The organism is Planomonospora antibiotica, from assembly GCF_014647955.1.
Classification (GTDB): domain Bacteria; phylum Actinomycetota; class Actinomycetes; order Streptosporangiales; family Streptosporangiaceae; genus Planomonospora; species Planomonospora parontospora.
Map to the genome: position 1 here is coordinate 59,240 of NZ_BMQE01000003.1, position 22,623 is coordinate 81,862.

The window sequence follows — 22,623 nt, forward strand, 5'->3', positions numbered from 1 at the left end:
CCATAGGCCACAAGAGTATTCGTAATGAAATCCATAAAGTATTATTGACCTATATCTGCCGTACGCCCATTGACGTTTATTAGGCGAACTCCGTCGTGCTGACGGACGGCGGGTGCATCAGCGAGAACCATCGCGTCCAAGACCCGGACGGCGAAGGCCTCTGATGCCAGGTCCCGTACTTCGTCGGCGGTGACCCACCGGAAAGCTCGGGACTCATCGGTCTCCGCGAGACTGCCGGCTACTGCTCGGCAGCGGAAGACCAGTGCGACGATGCCGCGGGGCATGTTTTTGTAGACGCCCGTAAGTGCGACCAGCTCGACCTGCAGGCCAGTCTCCTCCCGTACCTCGCGGATCAGGCCGGACTCGATGTCCTCGTTCCGTTCGAGGATGCCGCCGGGGGCCTCCCAGTGGCCGTTGTCCCGGCGCTGGATGAGGAGGGCTCTCCCCTGGTCGTCGATGACGACGCCGGCCACGCTGACGGAGTGCAGGTGCTCGTGATCCATCAGCAGTCCCTCCAAGGTCAGCCGTCGTTAGACTCGACGCTACACGTATGTACGAGTTGAGGAGTTGGCCCGTGGCGGAGCTGCCGTTTCCGGAGCTGGACGCACACAGCGACCGGGCCGTGTTCCGCCAGATAGCCGACCACATCCGGGACGCGATCGAGCGCGAAGCCCTCCACGAGGGTGACAAGCTGCCCTCCGAAGCGCAGCTCATGCAGCACTACGGCGTGGCCCGGATGACCATCCGGAACGCCCTCCAGGTCCTCCAGAGCGAAGGGCTCACCGTCGCCGAGCACGGCCGCGGTGTCTTCGTCCGTTCCCGGCCGCCGGTCCGCCGGCTCGCCTCCGACCGGTTCGCCCGTCGCCACCGCGAGCGGGGCAAGGCAGCCTTCATCGCGGAGACCGAAGAGGCCGGCGGAAAGCCCTCCGTCGACTCCATCAAGGTCACCGAGCAGGCCGCCCCTCCGGAGGTAGCCGAGCTCCTGGGCCTGGCGGCCGGCGCCCCCGTGATCATGCGGTCCCGCCGGTACCTGATCAACGGGCAGCCGGTCGAGACGGCCGTCTCCTACCTGCCCGCCGACATCGCCAAGGGCACGCAGATCGAGCATCCGGACAGCGGTCCCGGAGGCATCTACGCCAGGCTGGAGGAGCTGGGCTACCGCCTTGACCGGTTCGTCGAGGAGATCCGCTCACGCATGCCGTTCCGCGAAGAGGTCCGCGCCCTGAAACTCGCACCCGGTGTCCCGGTCTTCAACCTGGTCCGTACGGCCTACGCCGCCGACGGCCGGGCCGTCGAGGCGTGCGACACGGTCATGTCGACCGACGCCTACGTGTTCTCGTACGGACTTCCTGTGCGATAGGTCTTGACCGACCCGACAGACGGAGGACTCGATTCTCTCGATCATGTCCGGGGTGGTGCGCCCAGAGAAGACAGAAGGCGTGCGAGAACACGAAAAGCCTACAAGGCAGGGCTGATCTGATAGTTCTCTCGCATATCGATCACGCGGCGTGGGCCTCGAACCAAAGGGAATCCAAGTCGTCACCCGAGGTGATGCGAACATCAGCGTCGAGAGCGGCGGCCAGGTGCCGCAGCAACGCGACGGTGGGTGTCGTACCGCCCTCCTCGATGCACTCGATCTCGTCCTCGGTCATATCCGCCCGCTCGGCCAGTTCGGCCACGCTCAGACCAAGGGCCGTACGCCGGTCGTACAGCGCCTTACCGAAGGCCAACGCCTCACGGATCGCCACTCGCTCAGGGTCTTGGATCTGCGTCTCGGGACGCACCCAGCGGGTGTGGTAGCCGGCCATCACACCTGCCTCTCGTAGGTCTCGGTCACCGGTCCCCAATGATCACGCTCACAGATCTTCTGCACCCGGACCGCCCGGTCGATCTGTCGTTGATCATGCTGCCTGGTCTTACGGAAAACCGTAAGCAACACGATGATCCTGTCTGGAGTACACCAGTACGTTACCCGAGCTGCAACATCACGAAGCCGTATCCGCAGCTCCCACACAGGGCCTTCCAGATGATCTGACCACGGCCCGCCAAGTTCGGCACCCTTCTCCGCGAGAAGACCTGCCACCTCGTCGACCCGCTTGAAGTCACCGTCACCGAGGGAGTCGAGCCACTCGCGGACTTCAGGTTCGATCTCGAAGTCGTACAGTTCCCGCCCCACCTCAAACCTCCTCGCCGCAATCTCGCCGAGGATAATGAACCGATCGCACGCCGTGAGCGATTTCACTGCAGACGACCGAGACGATCTTCTCCGGCATCATGTCCGACACGGCAGTGCCCAGGACGTGGAGATCGCAAAGCCAGCCTGCTGAGCCCGACGTGCATGCGCGCTACGCCGTGGAGGCACTCGTTCCGACGAACCGCACCCGCAACGGCAGCGCATCGCATCCATATCGACCGAGAGGGGCACCGCCGGAGAAAACACTGGTGGTCATGATCAATACACGTCCCGCAGCGTCTGGCGTCTACGGCCGTCGTGGGACGGCAAGGCCGGCCCATCACCGGGAAAGCAAAAGGCCAGGTCAGACGATGTCTGCCCTGGCCTTCGGTTGGTGCCCCCTGCAAGATTCGAACTTGCGCTCCCGGCTCCGGAGGCCGGTGCTCTATCCCCTGAGCTAAGGGGGCCAACGAGTCATTAGGTTACCAGCATCCGGAGGCTGCTCGACACTCGTTAGGCGAAGCAGATGATCTCAGGGGGCGGAGGGGTCAGCGGGCGGAGGGCCGGACGGCTCCGCGGTAGCGGGCGCGGTAGTAGGAGGAGTCGGCGAAGTCCACGGTTCTGACGACGTCACCGGTCTTGGGGGCGTGGACCATGGTGCCGTCCTTCAGGTAGACGCCGACGTGGGTCGGGTCGCCGGAACCGCCGCCGAAGAAGACCAGGTCGCCCGCGCGGAGCTGGGAGAACGGCACGCGGCGGCCCTGGCGGAACTGGCTGCCGGTGTAGTGGGTGAGCCGGACCCCGGCCTTGGACCAGGCGTGCAGGGCCAGCCCGGAGCAGTCGAAGCCGCCGCGGGTCGGCCCCCTGCCCGACCCGCCGCCCCATACGTACGGCGTGCCGAGCTGCCGCAGGGCCGCGGCCGCCGCCGTCCGGCCGGGGGTGAGACGGCGCTGGATCCCGAGCGGTCTCGCCGGTGATCCGGGTTTCCGGCCCTCCGGGGACTCGGGCTCCCGCTGCCGGGGCACGGACGGCCGCTCCACCGGCGCGGGCTTCTCCGGCCCCGGTGTGAACGGCCGCTCGACCGGTGCGAGCTCTCCCGGCCTCGGCGCGGGGCGGGGTCCGGATCCTCCGGGTATGGCTCCGGACCCCCCTCCGGGCACGATTCCCGGACGGGATCCGGACCCCTTCGCGGTGGCGTCGCCATCCGGCCGGAGTCCGGTCTCCGGCTGAAGCCCGGGCACCTGTCGGGGGCCGGCTCGCCAGGCGGGCGCAGGCTCCCCTCCGAACACGGGGCCCTGCCGGTCCAGGAACTCGGCACCCGGCCCGTCCTCGCAGTTCACGGTCATCAGGGCCCACACCTCATCGGGGATCCAGTGCCGGACGTGGGCCGTGAACCCGTGGAGGTGAGCCGGGCACGACGGCCGTGTCTGGAAGGCTCCGGGACCACCCGCGGGTGCTGTGGCGAGGGCGGCGGCGACGGTGAGAGCGACGATCATGTGCGGACCTCCTGGACTCGTTGGACGACCGAGCCCAGGATCCGCAGAACGGGATGATCACCAATGGACCGATCCGGATTCTGTGGACGATCCGCCAGACGGCTCCTCACCTGTGGACGGCCGACCGGACGATCCACCGGCCGACCTGCCAGGCGCTCTGCCAGGCGACCCACCGGCCGGCGTGCCAAGCGTCCTGCCAAGCGCTCTGCCAGGCGACCCACCGGCCGACCTGCCAAGCGCCCTGCCAAACGCTCTGCCAGGCGACCCACCGGCCGACCTGTCGGGCGACCCGCCGAATGAGCGGGCGCCCTCATCTCCCGGAAAACCTCGCATGATCGTTGTCGAGGGGTTAGCTTGGCGGCCGTGGACGAGGTTCTGGGCAAGGTACTGGTCGTGGACGACGACGAGGTCATCCGGCAGCTCATCGCGGTCAACCTGACGCTGGAGGGTTTCCAGGTGGAGACCGCCTTCGACGGGCAGGACTGCCTGGACCGGGTGCTGGACGTGCGGCCCGACGTGATCACTCTGGACGTCATGATGCCGAGGCTGGACGGCTGGACGACCGCCGCCCGGTTGCGCGGCGACGACGGCACCGGTCACATCAAGGTCGTCCTGATCACCGCTCGGGCCCAGGAGGAGGACAAGCGGCGGGGCATGGAGATCGGGGTGGACGCCTACCTCACGAAACCGTTCGACCCGGCCGAGCTCATCCAGGTCGTCCGCGACCTGGCCCTCGACAGGGGCTGACCCGCCCGGAACGGAGTCGTCTCGGCTCAGCGGATCCGGCTCAGAGGAGGCCCGCCCTGCGGGCCGCGGCGACGGCCTGGGTGCGGGAGGCGACGCCGAGCTTGCCCAGGATGTTCGAGACGTGCACGCTCACCGTCTTCGGGGCGATGAAGAGCCGCTCGCCGATCTCCCGGTTGGGCAGCCCCTCGGCCACCAGCGCGAGCACCTCCCGCTCGCGTCCCGTCAGCGCCGCCGTCCGGTCCGGGCCGGCCGGCTCCGGCTCGGACCTCCGGACCGGGCCGAAGCGCGCCCGCCGTCCCAGCGCCGCCAGGGAATCACCCAGCGGCCGGGCGCCGAGGGACTCGGCGGTCTTGACGGCCTGCTCCCACTCCTCCAGCGCGGCGGCGCGGTCGCCTGCGGCCAGCAGCGCCTCGGCCAACCGCCACCGGGAGCGCGCGACCTCGTAGACGAACCCGTAGTCGAACGCCTCCGCCACCGCGCGCCAGGCCCCGGCGTCGAGCCTGCCGTGGACGCGGTGCCACTCGGCCTCGGCCCGCAGCAGCCAGGCCGTACCCTCGCGTCCCATCCCCGTCCGCGCCGCGCTCCGCGCCCGGTCGAGCAGCCCGTCGGCCCCGTCGGCGCGGCCGAGCTCGGCCAGCGCCCAGAGGCCGATCGCGGCGATGCGGATGCTGCCGGTGTCGGAGGGCTCCAGGACGCCGAGCACCGCGGTGACGTGGTCCAGTGCCCGCTCGGGCTCCCCCCGCCAGAGGGCGTGCTCGGCGGCCAGCCCCCGGGACATGTACGCCACCAGGGAGTCCCGCCAGAACGGCCGGAGCCAGGCCAGCCGCTCGTCGACCTCCGGCAGGCCCATGGCGACCTCGACGAAGAGCGCGAACGAGGAGAGGATCGCCTCGGGGATCGTGCCGACCCGCCGGCCGAACCCGGCGGCGCGGGCCTGCTCCCACTCCCCGGCCGTGTAGTGGATCAGGAAGCGGAGAAACCGCAGGTCGGTGCCGTAGGTGCTCCACGACAGACCCGTCTCGGCCGCCAGCCGGATGCCGCGGTCGGCGGTCGCGGCGGCCTCGGCCATGGCGCCCCGCTCGAACTGGATCCGGGTGTAGTGGAACAGCCCTCGCAGGTCCATCGCGAGGTCGCCGGACTCCTCTGCCGCGACCTGGGCGAACAGCTCCTCGGCCCGGTCCCGGTCGCCGTCGAACTCCGCGCAGGAGGCGAGCATGATCAGCGCGCTCTTCTCCGCGTCCCGGGCCCCGGCCGCGCGGGCCACCTCCAGGGCCCGCCCGGCCAGCGGCTCGGCTTCGGCGTGCCGCTCGGTCCAGAAGACGGTCCGGGCGAAGGTCGCCAGCGCCCGGCCCAGCAGCGGCCCCTCGGGGGCCGCCTCGACGGCGGCCTGGGCGGTCTCCAGCGCCTCCGTCTCCTGGCCGGAGTCGTAGAGGTAGTAGGCCAGCCGTTCGCACACCTCCGCCGACGGCGGCAGCGCCCGCACGTGCGCGACCGCCCGGTGGTTGTCGCCCATGTCGGCCGCGGCGGCGGCGGTGCGCAGCGCGAGGCGGGTGTGGTCCGTCCCGGTGAGGCGTTCGGCGTCGGCGACCCGCTCCCAGAGGCCGAGTGCCCGCTCGAAGTGGCGGTGCGCCTCCGCGGGGGCGCCGAGCCGCTCGGCCCGGCGGCCCGCCTCGACCGAGGCGGCCAGCGCTCCGGCGAGGTCGTGGGCCGCCAGGTAGTGGTGGGCGAGCTCCGCCGCGCTGGCGTTCCGCGCGGTCAGCAGCCGGGCGAACTCGGCGTGCAGGCGGGTCCGCTCACCGGGCAGCAGGTCGGTGTAGACGGCCTCCTGGAGCAGGGCGTGACGGAAGGCGTAGCCGTACTCGCCGGACGGGCGGATGAGTCCCCGCGAGACGATCTCCCGCATGGCCTCCTCGAAGGCCAGCTCGTCGAGGCCGGAGGCCTCGCGGAGCAGGTCGTGGTCGGCCTTCCGCCCGGCGACGGCCGCGCCGCGCAGCACCCGCTGGGCGGACTCGGAGAGCTGTTCGGAGCGGGAGAGCAGCAGGCTGGCCAGGCCGTCGGTCATCGCGCAGCCCTCGGTCGCCGCCTCCAGGAGCTCCTCGGCGTAGAACGGGTTGCCCTCGGCCCGGTCGACGACCTCGCCGATCATGCGGGCGTCGGTCCCGCCGAGCAGGGCGACGTAGTCGGCCATCTCACCGCGGTCCAGCGGGCTCAGCTCGACGGACGTCACCGAGGGAAGGCGCTTGAGCTCGGCGAGGACCCGGCGGAGCGGGTGGCGGCGGTGGATGTCGTCGGTGCGGTAGGTGCCGACCAGGCAGACGCGCTCGCCCTGGAGCATCCGGCTGAGGAAGACCACCAGGTCGCGGGTGGACTGGTCGGCCCAGTGCAGGTCCTCCAGGATCAGCAGCACCGGCTGGGCGGACAGGAAGCCGAGCACCGAGCCGAACAGCTGCTGCTGGGTGAGGGCGGAGGCGCTCTCCGGCCCGGCGTCGGTGCCGCCGGGCAGCAGCCTGCCGAGGACGGGCCGCGCGTCGAGCGCCGCGCGCAGCTCTCCGCGCACGCCGCGCAGGGCGTCGGCCAGCGGGAGGTACGGCAGGGCGTCGCCGAGTTCGGCGCACTGCCCGACGAGTACGGCGAAGCCCTCCGCCCGCGCCCGTTCGGCCAGCTCCGTGACGAGCCGGGTCTTGCCGATGCCCGCGTCCCCGCCGACCAGGGCGACCCCGGCCGTCCCCTCGGCGGCGGCGCGCAGTACGGCGAGCAGGCGATCGAGCTCCCCCAGTCGCCCTACCAGCGTGCTTTGCACCTTTTGCGGCTCCACGTCGGCGAGTATCCCACGGACCGCCGACGGCCGGATTGGTCCGCCGCGGGCGCTCCGGATTGGCCTTCCCCCCGATGGGCGTCCCGCGCCTATGGTCGGGGCATGGTCTCGTTCTCCACGCTCCTGCTGTTCTCGGCGGCGTCCCTGGCGCTGGTCCTCGTCCCCGGCCCGAACCACCTCTACATCATCGCCCGCGGCGTCGCCCAGGGCCGGGCGGCCGGGATGGCCAGCGCCTTCGGCGTGGAGGTCGGCACCCTGGTGCACATCGCCGCGGCGGCGGCCGGGCTCTCCTACGTGATCGCCCGGTCGGCGACCCTGTTCAACGCGGTCAAGTGGGCGGGGGTCGCCTACCTGCTCTATCTGGGGGTCCGGGCGCTGACGAGCCGGCCGGAACCGGAGGTCCGGGAGACCGCCCCGCAGCCGCTGCGCTCGATCTTCCTCGAAGGGGTCGTCGTCAACGTCCTCAACCCCAAGGTGATCCTGTTCTTCCTGGCGTTCCTGCCGCAGTTCGTGGACCCGGCGGCGGGCGCGGTCCCGCTGCAGATCGCCGTCCTGGGCGGGACGCTGCTGCTCCTGGGGCTGCTCTCCGACATGGTCTACGCCGCGGGGGCGGGGGCGCTCGGGCGGCGGCTGCGGAGCCGGGCGAGGCTGCTCGGCCGCGCCAGCGGGGTCGTCTACCTGGGGCTCGGCGTCGCGACCGCCTTCTCCGGCCGCTCGGTCTGATCCGCCCGGTCGCGCGGGGCCGGGTCCACCTGGTCGCACAGGTCGTCCAGCAGGCGGGCCAGCGGTCCGGGGGCGGCGAGCACCCCCAGGTGGCCGCGGCGCGGAAGGTGGATCAGCCGGCCGTTCCGGCAGGCCCGCAGGAAGGCCCGCTCGTCCGCCCGGAACGGGTCGCGGGTGCCGTTGACCAGCCAGACCCGCCCCGGATACGCGGCCAGCGCCGCGAGCTGGTCGTGCCCGGCGACGGCCTCGACCACCTGGGGCACGGCCTCGCAGGACAGCCCGCCCGCCACGAGCGCCTCGCCCGCCGGACCCGGCAGCAGGCGGCGCAGGCCGTACGCGCTGATCCGGTTCGCGAGCCCGGGGTCGCGCGCGGCGAGGGACGCCACGGAGCGGTAGATCCCGGCGCGGCGGCCCGGGGAGGCCGTGCAGCCCATCGCGACCAGCCCCGCCACCCGGTCGGGGAACCGCCCGGCGGTGGCGATCCCGACGTAGCCGCCGAGGGAGAGCCCGGCCACGACGGCCCGCCCGCCGCTCCCCGCGACGCCCTCGACCGCGTCGGCCACGGCCCGCACGGCCGCCTCCATGGTGAAGGGCTCTCCCCTCCTGCTCCCGTGCCCGGGCAGGTCGACGGCGGCGGAGGGCCGGTCGAGACGGGACCTGACCGGGTCCCACATGGTCGCGCTGACCCGGATCCCGTGGACGAAGACGATGGGCACCATGACGGACCTCCCGCACCGAGAAAATGCAACGCACCGTTGCGTTGCTATTATCACCCCATGGCACCGCGCAGGGAACAGGAGATCCTCTCGGCCACGCTCGGCCTGCTCGCCGAGAGGGGCTACGAGGGGCTGACCGTGGAGGGCGTGGCGGAGCGGTCGGGGGTGAACAAGACCACGATCTACCGGTGGTGGCCGTCGAAGGCGGCGCTGCTGGCCGCCGCGCTGGTCGAGGCCGACGTGCTCGCCCTGGACCCGCCGGACACCGGGAGCCTCAGGGGCGACCTGGAGGCACTGGTCGGGCAGGTCGCCGCGCTGCTCACCCGGCCTCCCGCCGCGGACGTCGCGGTGGCCGCACTCGGCGCCGCCGTGCACCACCCCGAGCTGGCGGACGTCGCCCGCCGCTTCTTCGCCGATCGCCTCGCCCGCGAGGAGCGGGTGTTCGAACGGGCCCGGCGGCGCGGCGAGCTCGCCGACGGCGCCGACCCCATGATGATCATGGATCTGCTGGGGGGCGCGGTGTGGCTGCGGGCGGTCTTCCGGGGACTCTCCGTCGACGAGGGCTTCGCCGCCGAGGCGGTCCGGACCGTCCTCGGCGGCGCCTCCCCGAGGTGAGGCCGTACGGCCTCAGCCCGTGAGCGCGCCCGGGATCCGGTCCAGGATCGGGTAAGGCAGAAGCCCGTAGGCGAAGAAGTCGACCGCCCCGGCCCCGGCGGCCCGGACGGCCCGGACCTTCGCGGCGAGACGGTCGGCCGAGTCGGTGTCCGGCGGGCCCGGCCGGAGCACCACCCGGAGTTCCCGGTCCTTGCCGGTCGAACGCCGGTAGGCCGCCACGTCGTCGGCGACCCGGGCCGCGTCGCGGGCGTACGCCAGGACGCCGAGCGAGGGCACCAGGTCGCCCAGCGCGACCAGGTCCACGCCGAGCTGCCAGGAGTCGTGCGCGGCGAGACCGGAGGAGGGCAGCCCGTCGGCGTAGCCCTTCACCGACCCGGTGCCGTCCAGGAAGACCAGCCGGGAGCCCTCGGCCGAGACCGCCGCCGAGACCTCGGAGACCAGCGAGGTCACCGTCTCCGAGCGGGCCCGCGCGTAGGCCACCACCTCGGGCCCGGCGTAGGCGGTCAGCGCCGCCCGGGTCACCTCGCCCTGCGCGGGCGGGTCCCCGCCGAGCACGCCGTCCACGATCCTGGCGCACTCCTGGCGCGCGGCCCCCGCGTCGACGCCCAGGTCCGCGGCGCGGCGCAGGCAGAACTCGCAGAAGCAGAGCCCGAACAGGAACGCGTCCATCGGCCCGAGCGGGACGGCGCTCCGGTCGTGCCGGCATCCCTGCCCGTAGGGCGCGAAGTGCAGGGCCTCGGCGACCACGCCGTCGACGCCCTGCCGGGCCACCGCCCGGCCCAGCGCCACCGCGTAGAGGCGGACGTCGGGGTGGGACGGGCACAGGTCCTCGGCCGAGGCCGCGTCGCCGAAGCAGTTGCGCACGGTCACGTCGGGGCAGGCCTCGCCCAGGGGGGCGCTGCGCAGGAAGGCGGCCCAGCCGTGCAGCCGGAGCCCCCGCTCGGCGGTGGCCCGCCGCAGGGCCGCCAGCGGCTCCTCCTCCGCCCCCGCCTGGACGGGCGGGACCAGGCGCAGGCCGCCGAAGAGGTCCCCGGGCGGGGCGAAGTGCACGCCGTCGCCGCGGACCGTCACCCGGGACGAGCCGTGCGGGGTGACGTCGCGGGTCCGCCGGGAGGCCGCGGCCACGGTCACCCCGGTCACGCCGTACCCGGCGATCCGGTCGAGGACCCGCTCCGATCCCTCCCCCCGCACGTCCTCCACGTGGACGTACACAGAGCTGTCCAAGCCGCCTCCCGGTGCGCAGTCGCTCAGACTCTAACGCCCCTTGTAGGCCACGAAGTCGATCTCCACGAGGATGTCCATCAGCTCGGAGCCGACGGTCGTGCGGACCGGGTAGGGCTTGGTGAAGTAGGACTTGTAGACCTCGTTGTAGGCGCCGAAGTCGCGCTTGAGGTGCTGCAGGTGGACCGTCGACTTCACCACGTCGTCGAAGCCCAGGCCGTGCGCGGCCAGGACCGCGCCGAGGTTGCGCATCACCTGGTGGGTCTGCGTCTCCACGTCGGTCCCGACGACCTCGCCGGTCGCCGGGTCCAGCGGTCCCATGCCCGACGTGTAGACGAAGTCGCCGACCACGAGGCCCTGCGAGTAGGCCCCGACCGGCGCGGCGCCCTCGTCGGTCCGCAGTTCGAGCTTCTCGCTCATGTCACCCGTCCTCAAGTGCGGAGTTTCAGAAATAGGTGTGGATCAGGTCGACGACCACGTGGTCGTCGTCCACCACCGGGATGACCCGCCACTTGTCGAAGGCGGTGCACGGGTGGGAGATCCCGAACGACACCAGGTCCCCGGGCCTCACCGGCGAGTCCGGGGCGGTCCGCAGGACCGCGTGCTGATCGTAGAGCCTGGTCACCTCCGCCCCGGCGAGGACCCCCCGGGGGATCGGCATGCCCTCGTCGAACGGGGCGTCCCGCTTGCCGAGCCCGACCACGGCCAGGCCGGGTTCGGGCACGGAGAGCACGTGCGCCCAGACCTCCAGCGCGGGGCGCAGCTCGCCCTCGATCCGGTTGTACGGCGTGTGCTCGCGGTAGTGGCCGTCGTCGTGGGAGATGTAGGCGCCGCTGCGGAGCATGACGGTCGCCTGGCAGGCGGCGAGCTCGCGGCTGACCACGTCGAACCACTGGCTGCCGCCCACCGACAGGACCGGGCGGCGGACCCGCAGGTGCTCCAGCGCCTCCAGCAGCCGGTGCAGGAAGGCCCGCACCTCGGCGGCCGAGGCCAGCGTGCCCTCGTACCCGGCGACGCCCGCGAGCTCCACTCCGGGCGCGGCCTGGGCCGCCGCGGCGACCTCCAGGAGCCCTTCCAGGGTCCGGCACCCCGCCCGCCCGCCGGTGTGGCCGAGCTCGGCCAGCACCCGGAAGGGCCGGGGTCCGGCGTGCTCGGACAGCGTCTCGATCCCGGCCACCGAGTCGGCGAAGCAGAGCAGCTCGAACGACGGGTCCTCGGCGAGGTGCGCCGCGAGGGCGTCGAGTCCCGCGGGGTCGAAGACCTGGTTGGCGATCGTGATCCGGGAGACGCCGAAGCCGCGCAGGATGAGCGCCTGGCTGGGGGTGGCGACGGTGAGCCCCCAGGCGCCCGCCTCCAGCTGGGCCGCCACCAGCTCGGGCGACATGGTCGTCTTGGCGTGCGGGACGAGCAGCATGCCGTGCCCGCTCGCGAAGGCCGCCAGCGTCTCGATGTTGTGCCGCAGCGCGCTGCGGCGGGCGGTCATCACCGGGAAGGTGAACGCCCCGCCGAACAGCGACGACCCCACGGCCGCGTCGAGATCCGCGATCCCCTTCACCGGTCCCTTGATCGGCCCCTTCATCGGCCCCCCAGCGTGCGCGCGATGCTCCGTGATCCGCTTTCCCGAGGACCCTATCCGGCTCCGGAAGCCGTCCGTGCACGGTCTCGGGGGGAATTTGGGTCCCCGGCACTATTGACCACGGCGTGTCAGGAATGGTGCCATCTTCCCTTAATTAGGAATCTTTCCTAACTAGCCGAACAGGGCTAGCCGACGACAGAGAGGGCTCCCATGTACGCGAGACCGCGCCCGCGGCGTCTCCGCCGCCCCTCGACCCTCCTCGCCCTGGCACTGGGACTGATCGCGCCGGCGCTCGTGCTGACCGCGGCCCCGGGCCACAGCGCCGACTCCCTCCTCTCCCGGGGCCGTCCGGCCGCCTCCTCCTCGGACGAGGACGCCACGCTCCTGCCCGCCAGGGCCTTCGACGGGAACGCCGCCACCCGCTGGGCCTCGGCCGAGGGCGTCGACCCCCAGTGGCTCCGCGTCGACCTCGGCCGCTCCGCCGCCGTCTCCCGGGTCAGGCTGACCTGGGAGGCGGCCTACGCCAGGGCGTACCGGATCCAGGTCTCACCCGACGGCTCGTCCTGGACCGACGTCTACGCGACCTCGTCGGGGGACGGCGCCGTGGACGACCTCCCCGTCTCCGGCACCGGCCGCTACGTCCGGATGTACGGGACCGGCCGGGGCACCCCGTACGGCTACTCGCTGTACGAGATGGAGGTCTACGGCTCCACCGGCGGTTCCACGCCGGGTCCGAGCCCGAGCCCGACCCCGACGCCCACGGCGGGGGGCCCGCGCGTGCCGTTCGGCGGCCACACGATCCCCTACGCCTCCGGGATGCTGCGCCCCGGCGGCGGTCAGGCCGCCCTCGACCAGAAGGTCGTCGACTACTACCGCAAGTGGAAGGCCGCGTTCGTCCGGCAGAACTGCGGCAACGGCTGGTACCAGATCATCTCCCCCGACGCCGACCACCCCTACGTCGCCGAGGCGCAGGGCTACGGCATGGTCATCGCCGCGACCATGGCCGGAGCCGACCCCGACGCCAAGAAGATCTTCGACGGCCTGCTGAAGTACGTCCTCGCCCACCCGTCCTCGATCACCCCCGGGCTGCTCGCCGCCGAGCAGGACGCCTCCTGCAGGAGCGTCAACGGCGGCGACTCCGCCACCGACGGCGATCTGGACGTCGCCTACGGCCTGCTCCTGGCCGACCGGCAGTGGGGCAGCTCCGGCACGTACGACTACAGGCGGCTCGCGATCAGGCACATCAACGCGATCAAGGCCGGTGAGCTCAACCCGACCACCAAGCTGCTGAAGCTGGGCGACTGGAGCAGCTCCGGCGGCGAGCACTACTGGATCAGCCGGCCCTCCGACTGGATGATCGACCACTTCCGGGCCTTCCGGAAGGCGACCGGGGACGCGACCTGGGACACCGTCCGGGCCAACCACCAGAACCTGATCGCCTCCATGCAGTCGAAGTACGCCCCGGGCACCGGCCTGCTGCCCGACTTCGTGGTCGACACGAACGGCAACGCCCGGCCCGCGCCCGGCGAGGTGCTGGAGAGCGCCAACGACGGCGACTTCTGGTGGAACGCCTGCCGGGTCCCGTGGCGGATCGCCAACGACGCGGTGACCAGCGGGGACGCCAGGTCCCTGACCGCGGCGCGGAAGCTGAACGCCTGGATCAAGGCCAGGACGGGCGGCGACCCGGGCAGGATCGTGGCCGGTTACCGGCTCGACGGCGGCGCGCTGGCCGACTACGCCTCCCCCGCCTTCTTCGCCCCGTTCGCGGTGGCGGCGATGACCGACCCCGGCAGCCAGGCCTGGCTGGACGCCCTCTGGAACCGGATGCTCGCCACCCCGATCTCCACCGACAGCTACTACGCCGCCAGCATCCAGCTCCAGGTCATGATCACCGTGACCGGCAACCACTGGGTGCCCTGACCCGCACGGCCGGCCGCGGTCCCTCTCCCGGGGAGGGGCCACGGCCGGGCCCGCCGGCCCTCGCCGGGCAGGGACGGGCCCGGCCCGTCCCGGTCTGGATGCCGTGGCCGCCCCGGATCAGTCCTGGCCGGCCCTGTCAGTCCTGGTCGGGGATGAGCCGGGACGACGAGTAGCCGTCCAGGCACAGGACCGGTCCCGGCGGGACGGGCCGCGCGGCGAGCACCTCCCTGGCCCGGTCCCGCGCCAGGTTCCAGCCGTTCCACGGGTCCGGCCGGTCGAGCCGGTTGGCCCGGGTCACCTCCCTCAGCACACAGCTGCGCAGCGGCTCCGGCAGCCGGTCCAGCGCGGGCACGGCCTCCGCCCCCAGACCGCCCAGATAGCGCTGGTCGAGCCGGTCCACGCCCCGGACGGCGAGCTGGGTCTCCGCGACCCGCAGGTCCGGGTTCCACACCGCGAAGGCCAGCAGGCCCACGCCCGTCATCAGGACCATCGTCCGGGGCAGCCACCCGGCCGGACCGCGCCGCAGCAGCCGCAGCGCGCCCGCGGCGAGGACCAGCAGGAAGACGCCGCCGAGCCACCAGATGGCCGCCTGCACCGAGGCGCGGAGCCGGGTGAGGCCGTAGGCGTCGACGTACAGGTCCAGCCGGTACATCGCGGAGGCCAGGATCACCATCGTCAGCGCGCACAGCAGGCCGAGCAGCCCGGCCATCAGCCAGCGCTCGCGCCCCTCCGTCTCGACCACCGCCGACGCGACCGCCACGATCGCCAGCACGAAGACGCTGACCACCACCAGCTGGAAGAACCCGGAGCGGGCGTACTCGGCGTAGGTGAGATCGGTGGTGGCCACCACCCAGCCGGCGTCGCCGAACAGCGCCGTCAGCTGCATCGCCACGAACGCGCCGAACAGCAGGTTGAGCGCCGCCAGCGGGGTCACCCACAGGCCGCGGCCGACGCGCAGGCGCAGGCCCGGCGCCTCCGGCTCGGCGACCGGCCGCAGGCCCACCAGCACGGCCGCGGCGACCACGGCCGCGAAGACCGCGAAGACCAGGACGCGCAGCGGCAGTGTCTCCGCCCAGTCCTGCGAGAACAGCAGCTGCTCCACCGTGCGGGCGAAGACCGCGTCCGCCGAGGCGAACAGCGCGCCGAAGATCCCGAGCAGCACCGCGGTCAGGCCGAGCCCGACCAGCGTGGGCAGCACCCTGCGGGTCGCCATCCCCTTCGCCGGCCCCTTCAGCTGCGCGGCCAGGAACCACGGCACCGGCAGCAGCCCCAGCAGCACCGAGGCCCCGCCCCTGGCCACCCCGAGCCAGCCGCGCCCGGCCCCCGACAGGGCGAGCGCGGCCATCCCGAACCCGGCGAGCAGGAGCAGCCCGACGAGCCAGTCGGCGTCCCGGAAGAGCGCCACCGAGATCAGCCCGTAGGCGACCAGCCCCATCGCCGACGACCAGGCGGTGATCCGCTTTCTGACGACCGGCAGCACCGCCGCCCCCATGGCCGCCGCCACCAGCACGAGCCCCACTCCCACCGAGCTGTACGGCAGTGCCACCGCGGCGAGCAGCCCGACGACCGCGCAGGCGGCGAGCAGCCACCGCGGCGCGTCCGGCAGCTCGGGGCGGGGGAACACCGGCGGCGCCACGTACCCGCCGGGCGGCCCCCCGGCCGCCCTCACCGCGGAAGGAGCGGCCGTCCTCCCTCCGGCGGCCGGTCCCCGGACCGGTCCCGCCGCGGCGGGCTCCCGGGCCGGTCCCGCCGGCGCGACGGCGGAACCCCCGCCCGCCGCCGCACCGGGAGGTCCTCCTGCCGTCTTCTCCACCGGTCCCTGCGGCGTCCGCCCCGCACCCGCCGGAGGCGGACCGGCGGGAAACGGACCAGCCGGAGGCGGGCCGGCGGGAAACGGGCCGGCGGCCGGCTGGTAGCCCGTCCACAACCCGTCCGACGCCGTGGTGGCGCCGATCACCGTGCCGACGAACCCCGCGACCAGCGGAACGCCGACTCCCACCAGGATGCCCAGCGAGGGCGAGACGGCCCCGAGCCCGAAGCCGAGGAGCAGGCCCGCGAGAACGCCGAGGAAACCACCGAGCAGGACCCCGGCGATCGCTCCCGGCCAGTTCCGGACCGGAACGGGGACCGCTCCGGGATGTCCCGGCAGGGGCCTGGGGGCCGTGACCCCGGGATGGGCCGGAGGATGGGACGGCGTCCGGACCGCCCCTGCGGGGGCGGGGGCCCCTGCGGGGGCGGGATCAGGGCCGGAACGCCCCCCGGGAGGGCCGTCCGGGCCGGGAGACGCACCGAGGGCGTCCGGCAGACCACCGGGGACGGGGGTCTCCGGCACACCGGACCCTCCGGAGGGGGAGTCCTCCGCGGAGGTACCGCCGGAGGCGGGAGAGGGGGTCATCTGGATCCTTCCTGGGAGGTCGACCGCTATCCGGCAGCCGACGCCGTCTTCGACACGGATGGAACCGCCGTGGAGCTCGACGATCTCCTTCGTGATGGCCAGGCCCAGCCCGGCGCCGCCCTGGTCCGCCGCCCGTCCCGCGTCCAGCCGGGAGAACCGCTCGAACACCCGGGCCCGGTCCTCCTCGCGGATGCCCGGCCCCTGGTCGGTCACCAGCAGCCGGACGCCGGACCCCTCGGGCCGGGCGGACAGGACCACGACGCCGCCCTCGGGGCTGTGCCGTACCGCGTTGTCGAGCAGATTCGCCAGCACCTGCGCCAGCAGGTCGGCGTCGGCCCGGACGCTCAGCCCGCCGGGCACCTCGCACCGCGCCGCCACCCCGTCCCGCGCCAGTACGGCCTCGCGCAGCGCCTGTTCGCAGAGCGGGCCGAGCTCGACCTCGTCCCGCTCGATCAGCCGCGCCCCGGACTCCAGCCGGGACAGGTCCAGCAGCTGGGCGACCAGCCGCCCCAGCCGCTCCGCCTGGGCCAGCGCCGTACCGAGCGTCACCGGGTCGGGCTCCGAGACCCCGTCCACCACGTTCTCCAGCACCGCGCGCAGAGCGGTGATCGGGGTGCGGAGCTCGTGGCTGACGTTGGCGACCAGTTCCCGCCGCTGCCGGTCGACCTCGCCCAGGTCCGCCGCCATCGCGTTGAAGGCCCGGGCCAGCTCGCCGACCTCGTCGCGGGAGGTGGCCGTGACCCGCAGCCCGTACCGGCCCTTGGCGATGGTCTGCGCGGCGGCGGCCATCTCGCGCAGCGGCCGGGTCATCCCCCGGGCCAGCAACTGCACCATGACGAGCGCGAGCAGCACCGCCACCGCGATCCGGGTGTTCCGCGAGTAGCCGGCGTTGATGCCGACCTCGTTGACGACGAACGCCGCCACCACGGCCAGCAGGATCACCACGCCGAGTTTCGCCTTGATCCGGCCGAGGAAGTCCAGGGGCCGCAGCCACCGCCTCCCCCCGCGGGCGGGCCGCCCTCCCGGCTCCTCCGCCGGGGCGGCGGACGGGCGGGCCGCGTCCCCGCGGGACGGGGAGGAGGCGGCGGGGAGACCGGTTCCCCGCCGGGCGGGCCGGGTGCTCTCCTCGTCGGATCTCGTCATGTTTCGCATTCCGGGGTGTTCGAGTGGCGGGAAAGGGGATCGGTTCGCCGGACCCCGGCGGGACCACCGGCCTGCGGGACGGTCAGGGCCGCACGAGGGCGTATCCGACCCCGTGGACGGTCCTGACGGCCCCGGGGCCGAGCTTGCGGCGCAGGGCCCGTACGTGGCTGTCCACCGTTCGGGTGGCCGCGGCCTCGGAGAAACCCCAGATGTCGGCGAGCAGCCGCTCCCGCTCGAACACCTGACCCGGGCGCTCCGCCAGCCGGCAGAGCAGGTCGAACTCGGTCCGGGTCAGCCGCACCTCCGCGCCCGCCACGTAGACCCGGCGCTCGGCGGTGTCGATCTCGACGTCGCCGACGCGCACCACCGAGTCGTCCACGGCCAGCTGCGAGGCGCGCTCCACCCGCCGCAGCAGCGCGTGCACCCGCGCCACCAGCTCGCGCATGCTGAAGGGCTTGGTCATGTAGTCGTCGGCTCCGACCCCGAGCCCCACCAGCAGGTCGGTCTCCTCCCCCAGCGCGGTGAGCATGAGCACCGGGACCGGCCGGGCCGCCTGCATCCGGCGGCAGACCTCCAGGCCGTCCAGGCCGGGGAGCAGCCGGTCGAGGATCACCACGTCGGGCTCGGCCTTCGCGTAGGCCGCCAGCGCGCCCTCCCCGTCCCCGGCCACCCGCACGTCGAAGCCCTCCGCCGCGAGGCGGTGCCGTACGGCCCGCGCGATCGTCTCGTCGTCCTCCACCACGAGGACACGTCGTTGCTGGGGAAATGCCATACGAGGAGCGTAGAGGGGCCCTGTGCAGATGACTTGGGGTGGATTGTGAAGATTCCGCGCACACCGGAACATGCTCCGTGCGGATTACGGTGGTTGAGATGGTCTTGCGGCGTGAGACCGCGATCGTGACGGAAAGGGGAGGTCACTCTCGTTGGTCCCCATCCCGTTGAATGACTATCTTTTGAGCGCGACAAGCTGTCCGATACGGGCCAGTGGACCTTCTGAGCGCGGCAGCCGGTGAACGGGGTGAGCAGGATCGACACACGAGTGCTGGCGGGCCGTTACCGCCTCCTCCGCCCCCTCTCCGAGGGCGGCGACGGCATCGTGTGGTTCGCCGCCGACGAGGTGCTCCACCGCGACGTGGCGGTCAGGGAGGTGCGGATCCCGTCCGGTCTCGGACCCGTCGCGCGGCAGACGTTCCACGCCGCCGCGCTGCGCGAGACCAACCTGGCCGTGCGGATCAAGCACCCTTCCATCGTCGTCGTCCACGACGTGGTCGTCGACGACGACCGCCCGTGGATCGTCATGGAGCTGCTGCACGGGGCCTCCCTGAAGGAGACCGTCCGGGAACAGCGGCCGCTTCCGCCGCGTCAGGCGGCCCGGGTCGGTGCGGGCATCCTCGGCGCGCTGTCCGCGGTGCACGCCGCCGGGGTGCTGCACCGGGGGATCGCGCCGGGCAACGTCTTCCTCGCCGAGGACGGCAGGGCCCTCCTCACCGATTTCGGCATCGTCCTCACCGAGGGCGGAGGGGAGGCCCCGAGCACCGGCCGCCCGATCGGCGCCCCCGGTTACACCGCTCCGGAGCGGTTGCGCGGCGCACTGGGCGACGCGCGCTCCGACCTGTGGTCGCTCGGCGCCACCCTCTACTTCGCCGTCGAGGGCACGCCCCCGCACCCCGCGGACACCCCCGCCGACACGATCAGGCGGACGCTCGCCGAACCGCCCCGGCGGCCGGAGCGCGCGGGTGCGCTGGGTCCGCTGCTGATGCTCATGCTGGCCCCGTCCCCCATGGCCCGGCCGTCCGCCGAGGCCGTCGCCCGGATGCTGGACGACGTCGCCCAGGGCCGCTCCACCGCCTCGCTCCCCCCGGCGTCCACCCCGGCCGGACCGGTCTCCTCCGATGGGTTCCCCGCACCGGCCTCCTCCGGGACCTCCCTCCCCGGATCCGTCACGCCCGAGACGGCCGCTCCCGAAAGCTCCTTCCCGGGACCGTCCGCCTCCGCTCCCGCCTTCCCCGGATCCGCCGCCTCCGGGCCGGTCCTCCCCGGGACGGCCGCTCCCGAAAGCTCCTTCCCGGGACCGTCCGCCTCCGCTCCCGCCTTCCCCGGGCCCGCCGCCTCCGGGCACGGCCCTTCCGGGACGGCCCCTGACCGGGCCGACGTCCCCGGGCCGGTTCCGCCGGAACGCGCGCTCCCCCTGCCTGCCCCCGCCCGGACCGACGGCCCCCGGCGCGGCGGGACCGGCCACCATCGGGACGTGACCGGCGAGACCCCCGGGATCCCCCCGGAGCCGTCCCCCGGAACGGCCCCCTCCGTCCGGGCGCCGCTCCCCGCCCGGTTTCCGCGCCAGGACGGCGCCCCCGTCCGCTTTCCGCGCGCGGGCGGGCCTCTGGTCTGGGCCGCGGCCGAGATCGCCGCCCTGGCGGTGCTCGGCGGGGTCGCCATGGGCGTGACCGGCCTCGTCTCCTCCGGAGCGGACCCGGCCCCCGCCGCGGAGCTCAGCGAGCGGCCCGGCGCCTTCACCTCCCCGGTGGACGTGTGCGGCCTGATCCCCGTGGACCGGGTCAGGCAGCTGCTCCCGGCCCTTACGGGCGAGGGGAGGCCGACCGACGGGGGCGGCTGCGAGTGGACCAGCCCCGGGACGGGTCTGAGGGTCGTCCCGGCCGGTCCGGCCGCGCAGTGGGGCAGGAGCCCGCGGCAGGCCCACGAGCTCTTCGTCAACCGGCGCAACGGCACCATCCCCGACGGCGGGCTCGTCTGGAGCCGGTCGAGCATCTCCGCCGGGATCCGCTCCGCCAGGAGCACCGGCCCGCTGCCGGTGAATCCCGTCGGGGAGGAGGCGTTCCGCCACGACGTGTACGAGAACCGCACGACCGGCAGGCTGGAGCGGAGCCACGTGACGTTCCGGGTGGACAACCTGGTCGTCGAGGCCGAGTACACCGTGGCGGACGGCAGCAAGGACGGTCCCTCGATCCAGAGTGGGGCCCACACCGCAGCGACCTGGGTCGCGGACGCGTTGAGAAAGCAGAAGGCGGCAGCCGGATGAACCAGGCAGACACCCCCAGGCCGTACGGCAGGCACGCCGGATCCGGATCCGGCGTCTCCGACGCCGATCCCCTCGGCCTCGGGGTCCCCGCGCAGACCTCCCTGGAGCTCGTCATCGGACGCCACGGCCCGATGACGCCGGCCCAGGCCGCCCGGATCGGCCTGTCCGTGCTGGACCAGCTCATGAGCGTGCACCGGCACGGGATGGCCCACGGCGACGTACGGCCGGGCTCGGTCCTGATGGGGCCGCAGGATCAGGTGGTCCTGGCCGGGCCGTCCCTCCGCTCCCCGGTCTTCACCGCTCCCGAGGGCGTCACCGGCCCGGTCGCGGACCTGTGGTCCCTGGGCGCGACCCTCTTCACCGCCGTCGAGGGCAGACCCCCGGCCCCCGGCGCCTCGCTGCAGAACGCGGGCCCGCTCGGCCCGATCCTGGTCGGCCTCCTCTCGGGCGACCCCGCCCTCCGACCCGACCCGGGCGCGCTCCGCGGCGGCCTGCTGGAGGTCTCCCAGGGCCGCCCCGCGCCGTTCCCCGCGCTTCCCGCCCTCCCCGCCCCGCCGCCCGCTTCCGACCCGGGCGGCGCCCTCCCCGCCCCGCCTCCGGCCTCCGGTCCCCTCGGTGCCTTCGCCTCACCACCCACCTCGGAACCGGCTCCCGCCCTCCCCGCCCTCCCCGCCCCGCCGCCCACTTCCGACCCGGGCGGCGCCCTCCCCTTCTCGTCACCGGACTCCGTACCGGGCCGCGCGTTCCCCGGTCCGGTGCCCCCGGCCCCGCAGCCGCCCTGGGCCGGCGCCCCGTTCGAGGCTCCGTCCGGATTCCCGTCCCCGGAGCCCGGGGCGGCCCCCGGGTTCTCATCCCAGGAGCCGGGGCCGACCCCCGGGTCGCCGTCTCCGGAGCCCGGGGGGGCACCGCCGTTCCCTGCCGGAGCGGCCGGCTCCGCGCCGTCCGGTTCCCCCGAGCTGACCGTGCCCTTCCGGATTCAGTCCTCGGCCGCCGCGGCGCCCGGTGCCGCGGCTCACGCCTCCACTTCGGCGGCCCCCTCAGCGGCACCGGCTCCCGCACCCGCACCGACGGGCCCCGCCACCCCGGCGGGCCCCCTCACGCCGACGGATCCCGCCACCCCGGCGGGCCCCGCCATCTTCTCCGGACCCGCCGCGCACACCCCCGCGGGCTCCATCCCATCCGATCCAGGGGACGGCGCGCCCTCCGTCCGCCAGGACGGCTCCTCCCGCGAGGGCTCCGGACCCGTCGACGCCGCGCCTCCTGCCGCGCGCCCCACGGGTCGGCCGGGCGGCGTCCTCGTGCCCCGCTCGATCGTGGCGCTGACCGGTGTGCTGATGGCGGGGATGGCGGTCACCATCGGGATCCTGCTCGTGCCGGTGCTGAGCGGTTCCGGTGAGGAGGAGAGCACGGACCCCGGTGCCAAGGGCCGCTTCGCCGCCGCCCCGAGGGCCTGCGGCCTGCTCACCGACGCGCAGGCGGGGGAGGTCGTCCCCGGTTTCAGGAGCTCGGAGGTCGAGCCCGCCGAGTGCAACTGGCTCAACAGCGCCGACTGGCGCAAACCCGGCTCGGAGAAATTCGACCTGCGGGTGCGCCTGGTCGCCCAGAAGCAGGACGGGTCGGAGGTGCGGCGGGCACAGGAGTACCTCGCGGGCAGGAAGCAGGACACCCGCGACCGGAGCGAGCGCGCCACGCCCGCCCCCCTCCCGCCCCAGGACCTGAAGGGACTCGGGGAGGAGGCCTTCATCACCGGCGGCTACGGCCCCAGCAAGCTCTACGGCGGCTCCTACAAGGTGACCGTGGTCTTCCGTGTCAGCAACCTCGTCGCCGAGGTCGAGTACGAGCGGGGCAGCGTCAAGGAGGACGCCGACGGCAGGGTCGCGGAGAACGGCGCGAAGGTGGCCCGCTGGGTCGCCGAGGCGCTCAGAGCCCGCGGCTGACCCGCCGGGCCGCTTCGCACCGCCCTGAACCGGCGCCACCCTGAACCGGCCCTGTCCTGAACCCGCGCCACCCTGAACCGGCCCCGTCCTGAACCGGCTCCGCCAGGCG

Annotated in this window: 18 protein-coding genes and 1 tRNA gene; 7 read left to right on the forward strand and 12 right to left on the reverse strand. The window is 73.6% G+C overall.

Translation table 11 applies throughout. The annotated features are described in order from the left end of the window. Positions 1 to 41: 41 nt before the first annotated feature. On the reverse strand, positions 42 to 503 hold the full coding sequence (locus IEZ06_RS03570; RefSeq protein ID WP_189235200.1) for an NUDIX hydrolase: 462 nt from the start codon (positions 501 to 503) through the stop codon (positions 42 to 44). Positions 504 to 574: 71 nt separating this feature from the next. On the opposite strand from IEZ06_RS03570, the gene IEZ06_RS03575 reads away from it, so the two are divergent. Next, entirely contained in the window at positions 575 to 1,360 is a 786-nt protein-coding gene (locus IEZ06_RS03575) for a GntR family transcriptional regulator (protein ID WP_203871806.1), read from the forward strand. Positions 1,361 to 1,499: 139 nt separating this feature from the next. Here the strand turns inward: IEZ06_RS03575 and IEZ06_RS03580 are convergent, their stop codons facing one another. From IEZ06_RS03580 to IEZ06_RS36075, 4 genes are all read right to left on the reverse strand, one after another. Next, positions 1,500 to 1,808 (reverse strand): helix-turn-helix domain-containing protein, encoded by a 309-nt coding sequence (locus IEZ06_RS03580; protein WP_189235202.1) that lies wholly within the window; start codon positions 1,806 to 1,808, stop codon positions 1,500 to 1,502. Beyond that, positions 1,808 to 2,242, reverse strand: coding sequence for a type II toxin-antitoxin system RelE/ParE family toxin (locus IEZ06_RS03585; protein WP_229797755.1), 435 nt, complete (start codon positions 2,240 to 2,242; stop codon positions 1,808 to 1,810). Before IEZ06_RS03585 ends, IEZ06_RS03580 begins: the two co-directional genes overlap by 1 nt. 323 nt (positions 2,243 to 2,565) lie before the next feature. After that, positions 2,566 to 2,640: transfer RNA gene (locus IEZ06_RS03590), tRNA-Arg, on the reverse strand. A gap of 81 nt (positions 2,641 to 2,721) precedes the next feature. Continuing rightward, complete coding sequence (locus tag IEZ06_RS36075) at positions 2,722 to 3,213, reverse strand: C40 family peptidase (protein WP_229797756.1); 492 nt, start codon at positions 3,211 to 3,213, stop codon at positions 2,722 to 2,724. Positions 3,214 to 4,032: 819 nt separating this feature from the next. Between IEZ06_RS36075 and IEZ06_RS03600 the strand changes: the two genes are divergently transcribed. Further along, on the forward strand, positions 4,033 to 4,416 hold the full coding sequence (locus tag IEZ06_RS03600) for a response regulator transcription factor (RefSeq protein ID WP_203871805.1): 384 nt from the start codon (positions 4,033 to 4,035) through the stop codon (positions 4,414 to 4,416). Positions 4,417 to 4,456: 40 nt separating this feature from the next. Here the strand turns inward: IEZ06_RS03600 and IEZ06_RS37455 are convergent, their stop codons facing one another. After that, positions 4,457 to 7,216: a helix-turn-helix transcriptional regulator gene (locus tag IEZ06_RS37455; protein WP_189235203.1), complete on the reverse strand. Its 2,760-nt coding sequence runs from the start codon at positions 7,214 to 7,216 to the stop codon at positions 4,457 to 4,459. Between the two features lie 117 nt (positions 7,217 to 7,333). Between IEZ06_RS37455 and IEZ06_RS03610 the strand changes: the two genes are divergently transcribed. Then, entirely contained in the window at positions 7,334 to 7,954 is a 621-nt protein-coding gene (locus IEZ06_RS03610; RefSeq protein WP_189235204.1) for a LysE family translocator, read from the forward strand. Here IEZ06_RS03610 and IEZ06_RS03615 read toward each other — a convergent pair. Further along, on the reverse strand, positions 7,906 to 8,673 hold the full coding sequence (locus tag IEZ06_RS03615) for an alpha/beta fold hydrolase (RefSeq protein WP_189235205.1): 768 nt from the start codon (positions 8,671 to 8,673) through the stop codon (positions 7,906 to 7,908). The two genes, IEZ06_RS03610 and IEZ06_RS03615, sit on opposite strands and share 49 nt — an antisense overlap. Positions 8,674 to 8,730: 57 nt before the next feature. Between IEZ06_RS03615 and IEZ06_RS03620 the strand changes: the two genes are divergently transcribed. Then, entirely contained in the window at positions 8,731 to 9,285 is a 555-nt protein-coding gene (locus tag IEZ06_RS03620; protein WP_189235206.1) for a TetR/AcrR family transcriptional regulator, read from the forward strand. Between the two features lie 12 nt (positions 9,286 to 9,297). On the opposite strand, the gene IEZ06_RS03625 is transcribed toward IEZ06_RS03620, so the two are convergent. From IEZ06_RS03625 to IEZ06_RS03635, 3 genes are read right to left on the reverse strand one after another with little or no spacing between them, the layout of a single operon-like run. Then, on the reverse strand, positions 9,298 to 10,509 hold the full coding sequence (locus IEZ06_RS03625; protein WP_189235207.1) for a hypothetical protein: 1,212 nt from the start codon (positions 10,507 to 10,509) through the stop codon (positions 9,298 to 9,300). A 30-nt stretch (positions 10,510 to 10,539) separates the two neighbouring features. Further along, complete coding sequence (locus IEZ06_RS03630; RefSeq protein WP_189235208.1) at positions 10,540 to 10,926, reverse strand: Rid family detoxifying hydrolase; 387 nt, start codon at positions 10,924 to 10,926, stop codon at positions 10,540 to 10,542. Between the two features lie 25 nt (positions 10,927 to 10,951). Next, entirely contained in the window at positions 10,952 to 12,085 is a 1,134-nt protein-coding gene (locus IEZ06_RS03635; protein WP_229797757.1) for an alanine racemase, read from the reverse strand. A gap of 207 nt (positions 12,086 to 12,292) precedes the next feature. Here IEZ06_RS03635 and IEZ06_RS03640 point away from each other — a divergent pair, with 207 nt between their 5' ends. Further along, entirely contained in the window at positions 12,293 to 14,002 is a 1,710-nt protein-coding gene (locus IEZ06_RS03640) for a glycosyl hydrolase family 8 (RefSeq protein ID WP_189235209.1), read from the forward strand. Between the two features lie 136 nt (positions 14,003 to 14,138). On the opposite strand, the gene IEZ06_RS03645 is transcribed toward IEZ06_RS03640, so the two are convergent. Together IEZ06_RS03645 and IEZ06_RS03650 are read right to left on the reverse strand one after the other, a co-directional pair. Next, on the reverse strand, positions 14,139 to 17,540 hold the full coding sequence (locus IEZ06_RS03645) for a DUF4153 domain-containing protein (protein ID WP_189235210.1): 3,402 nt from the start codon (positions 17,538 to 17,540) through the stop codon (positions 14,139 to 14,141). 82 nt (positions 17,541 to 17,622) lie between these two features. Beyond that, positions 17,623 to 18,312 carry a response regulator transcription factor gene (locus tag IEZ06_RS03650; protein WP_068894672.1) on the reverse strand — a complete coding sequence of 230 codons (690 nt, stop codon included), beginning with the start codon at positions 18,310 to 18,312 and terminating at the stop codon, positions 17,623 to 17,625. Between the two features lie 246 nt (positions 18,313 to 18,558). Here IEZ06_RS03650 and IEZ06_RS03655 point away from each other — a divergent pair, with 246 nt between their 5' ends. Next, the gene (locus IEZ06_RS03655; protein ID WP_189235211.1) at positions 18,559 to 20,577 is read left to right on the forward strand and encodes a serine/threonine protein kinase; all 2,019 of its coding nucleotides are present in this window, start codon (positions 18,559 to 18,561) and stop codon (positions 20,575 to 20,577) included. Continuing rightward, positions 20,574 to 22,514: a protein kinase family protein gene (locus IEZ06_RS03660; RefSeq protein WP_189235212.1), complete on the forward strand. Its 1,941-nt coding sequence runs from the start codon at positions 20,574 to 20,576 to the stop codon at positions 22,512 to 22,514. Before IEZ06_RS03655 ends, IEZ06_RS03660 begins: the two co-directional genes overlap by 4 nt. Positions 22,515 to 22,623 lie beyond the last annotated feature (109 nt).

What these genes read in the sequence shown, in the direction of transcription:
- IEZ06_RS03620 (WP_189235206.1), top strand. Translation starts at nt 8,731, where the DNA reads ATGGCACCGCGCAGGGAACAGGAGATCCTCTCGGCCACGCTCGGCCTG.
- IEZ06_RS03660 (WP_189235212.1), top strand. Translation starts at nt 20,574, where the DNA reads ATGAACCAGGCAGACACCCCCAGGCCGTACGGCAGGCACGCCGGATCC.
- IEZ06_RS03650 (WP_068894672.1), bottom strand. Translation starts at nt 18,312, where the DNA reads ATGGCATTTCCCCAGCAACGACGTGTCCTCGTGGTGGAGGACGACGAG.
- IEZ06_RS03630 (WP_189235208.1), bottom strand. Translation starts at nt 10,926, where the DNA reads ATGAGCGAGAAGCTCGAACTGCGGACCGACGAGGGCGCCGCGCCGGTC.
- IEZ06_RS03635 (WP_229797757.1), bottom strand. Translation starts at nt 12,085, where the DNA reads ATGAAGGGGCCGATCAAGGGACCGGTGAAGGGGATCGCGGATCTCGAC.
- IEZ06_RS03640 (WP_189235209.1), top strand. Translation starts at nt 12,293, where the DNA reads ATGTACGCGAGACCGCGCCCGCGGCGTCTCCGCCGCCCCTCGACCCTC.
- IEZ06_RS03615 (WP_189235205.1), bottom strand. Translation starts at nt 8,673, where the DNA reads ATGGTGCCCATCGTCTTCGTCCACGGGATCCGGGTCAGCGCGACCATG.
- IEZ06_RS03610 (WP_189235204.1), top strand. Translation starts at nt 7,334, where the DNA reads ATGGTCTCGTTCTCCACGCTCCTGCTGTTCTCGGCGGCGTCCCTGGCG.
- IEZ06_RS03570 (WP_189235200.1), bottom strand. Translation starts at nt 503, where the DNA reads ATGGATCACGAGCACCTGCACTCCGTCAGCGTGGCCGGCGTCGTCATC.
- IEZ06_RS03645 (WP_189235210.1), bottom strand. Translation starts at nt 17,540, where the DNA reads ATGACGAGATCCGACGAGGAGAGCACCCGGCCCGCCCGGCGGGGAACC.
- IEZ06_RS03580 (WP_189235202.1), bottom strand. Translation starts at nt 1,808, where the DNA reads ATGGCCGGCTACCACACCCGCTGGGTGCGTCCCGAGACGCAGATCCAA.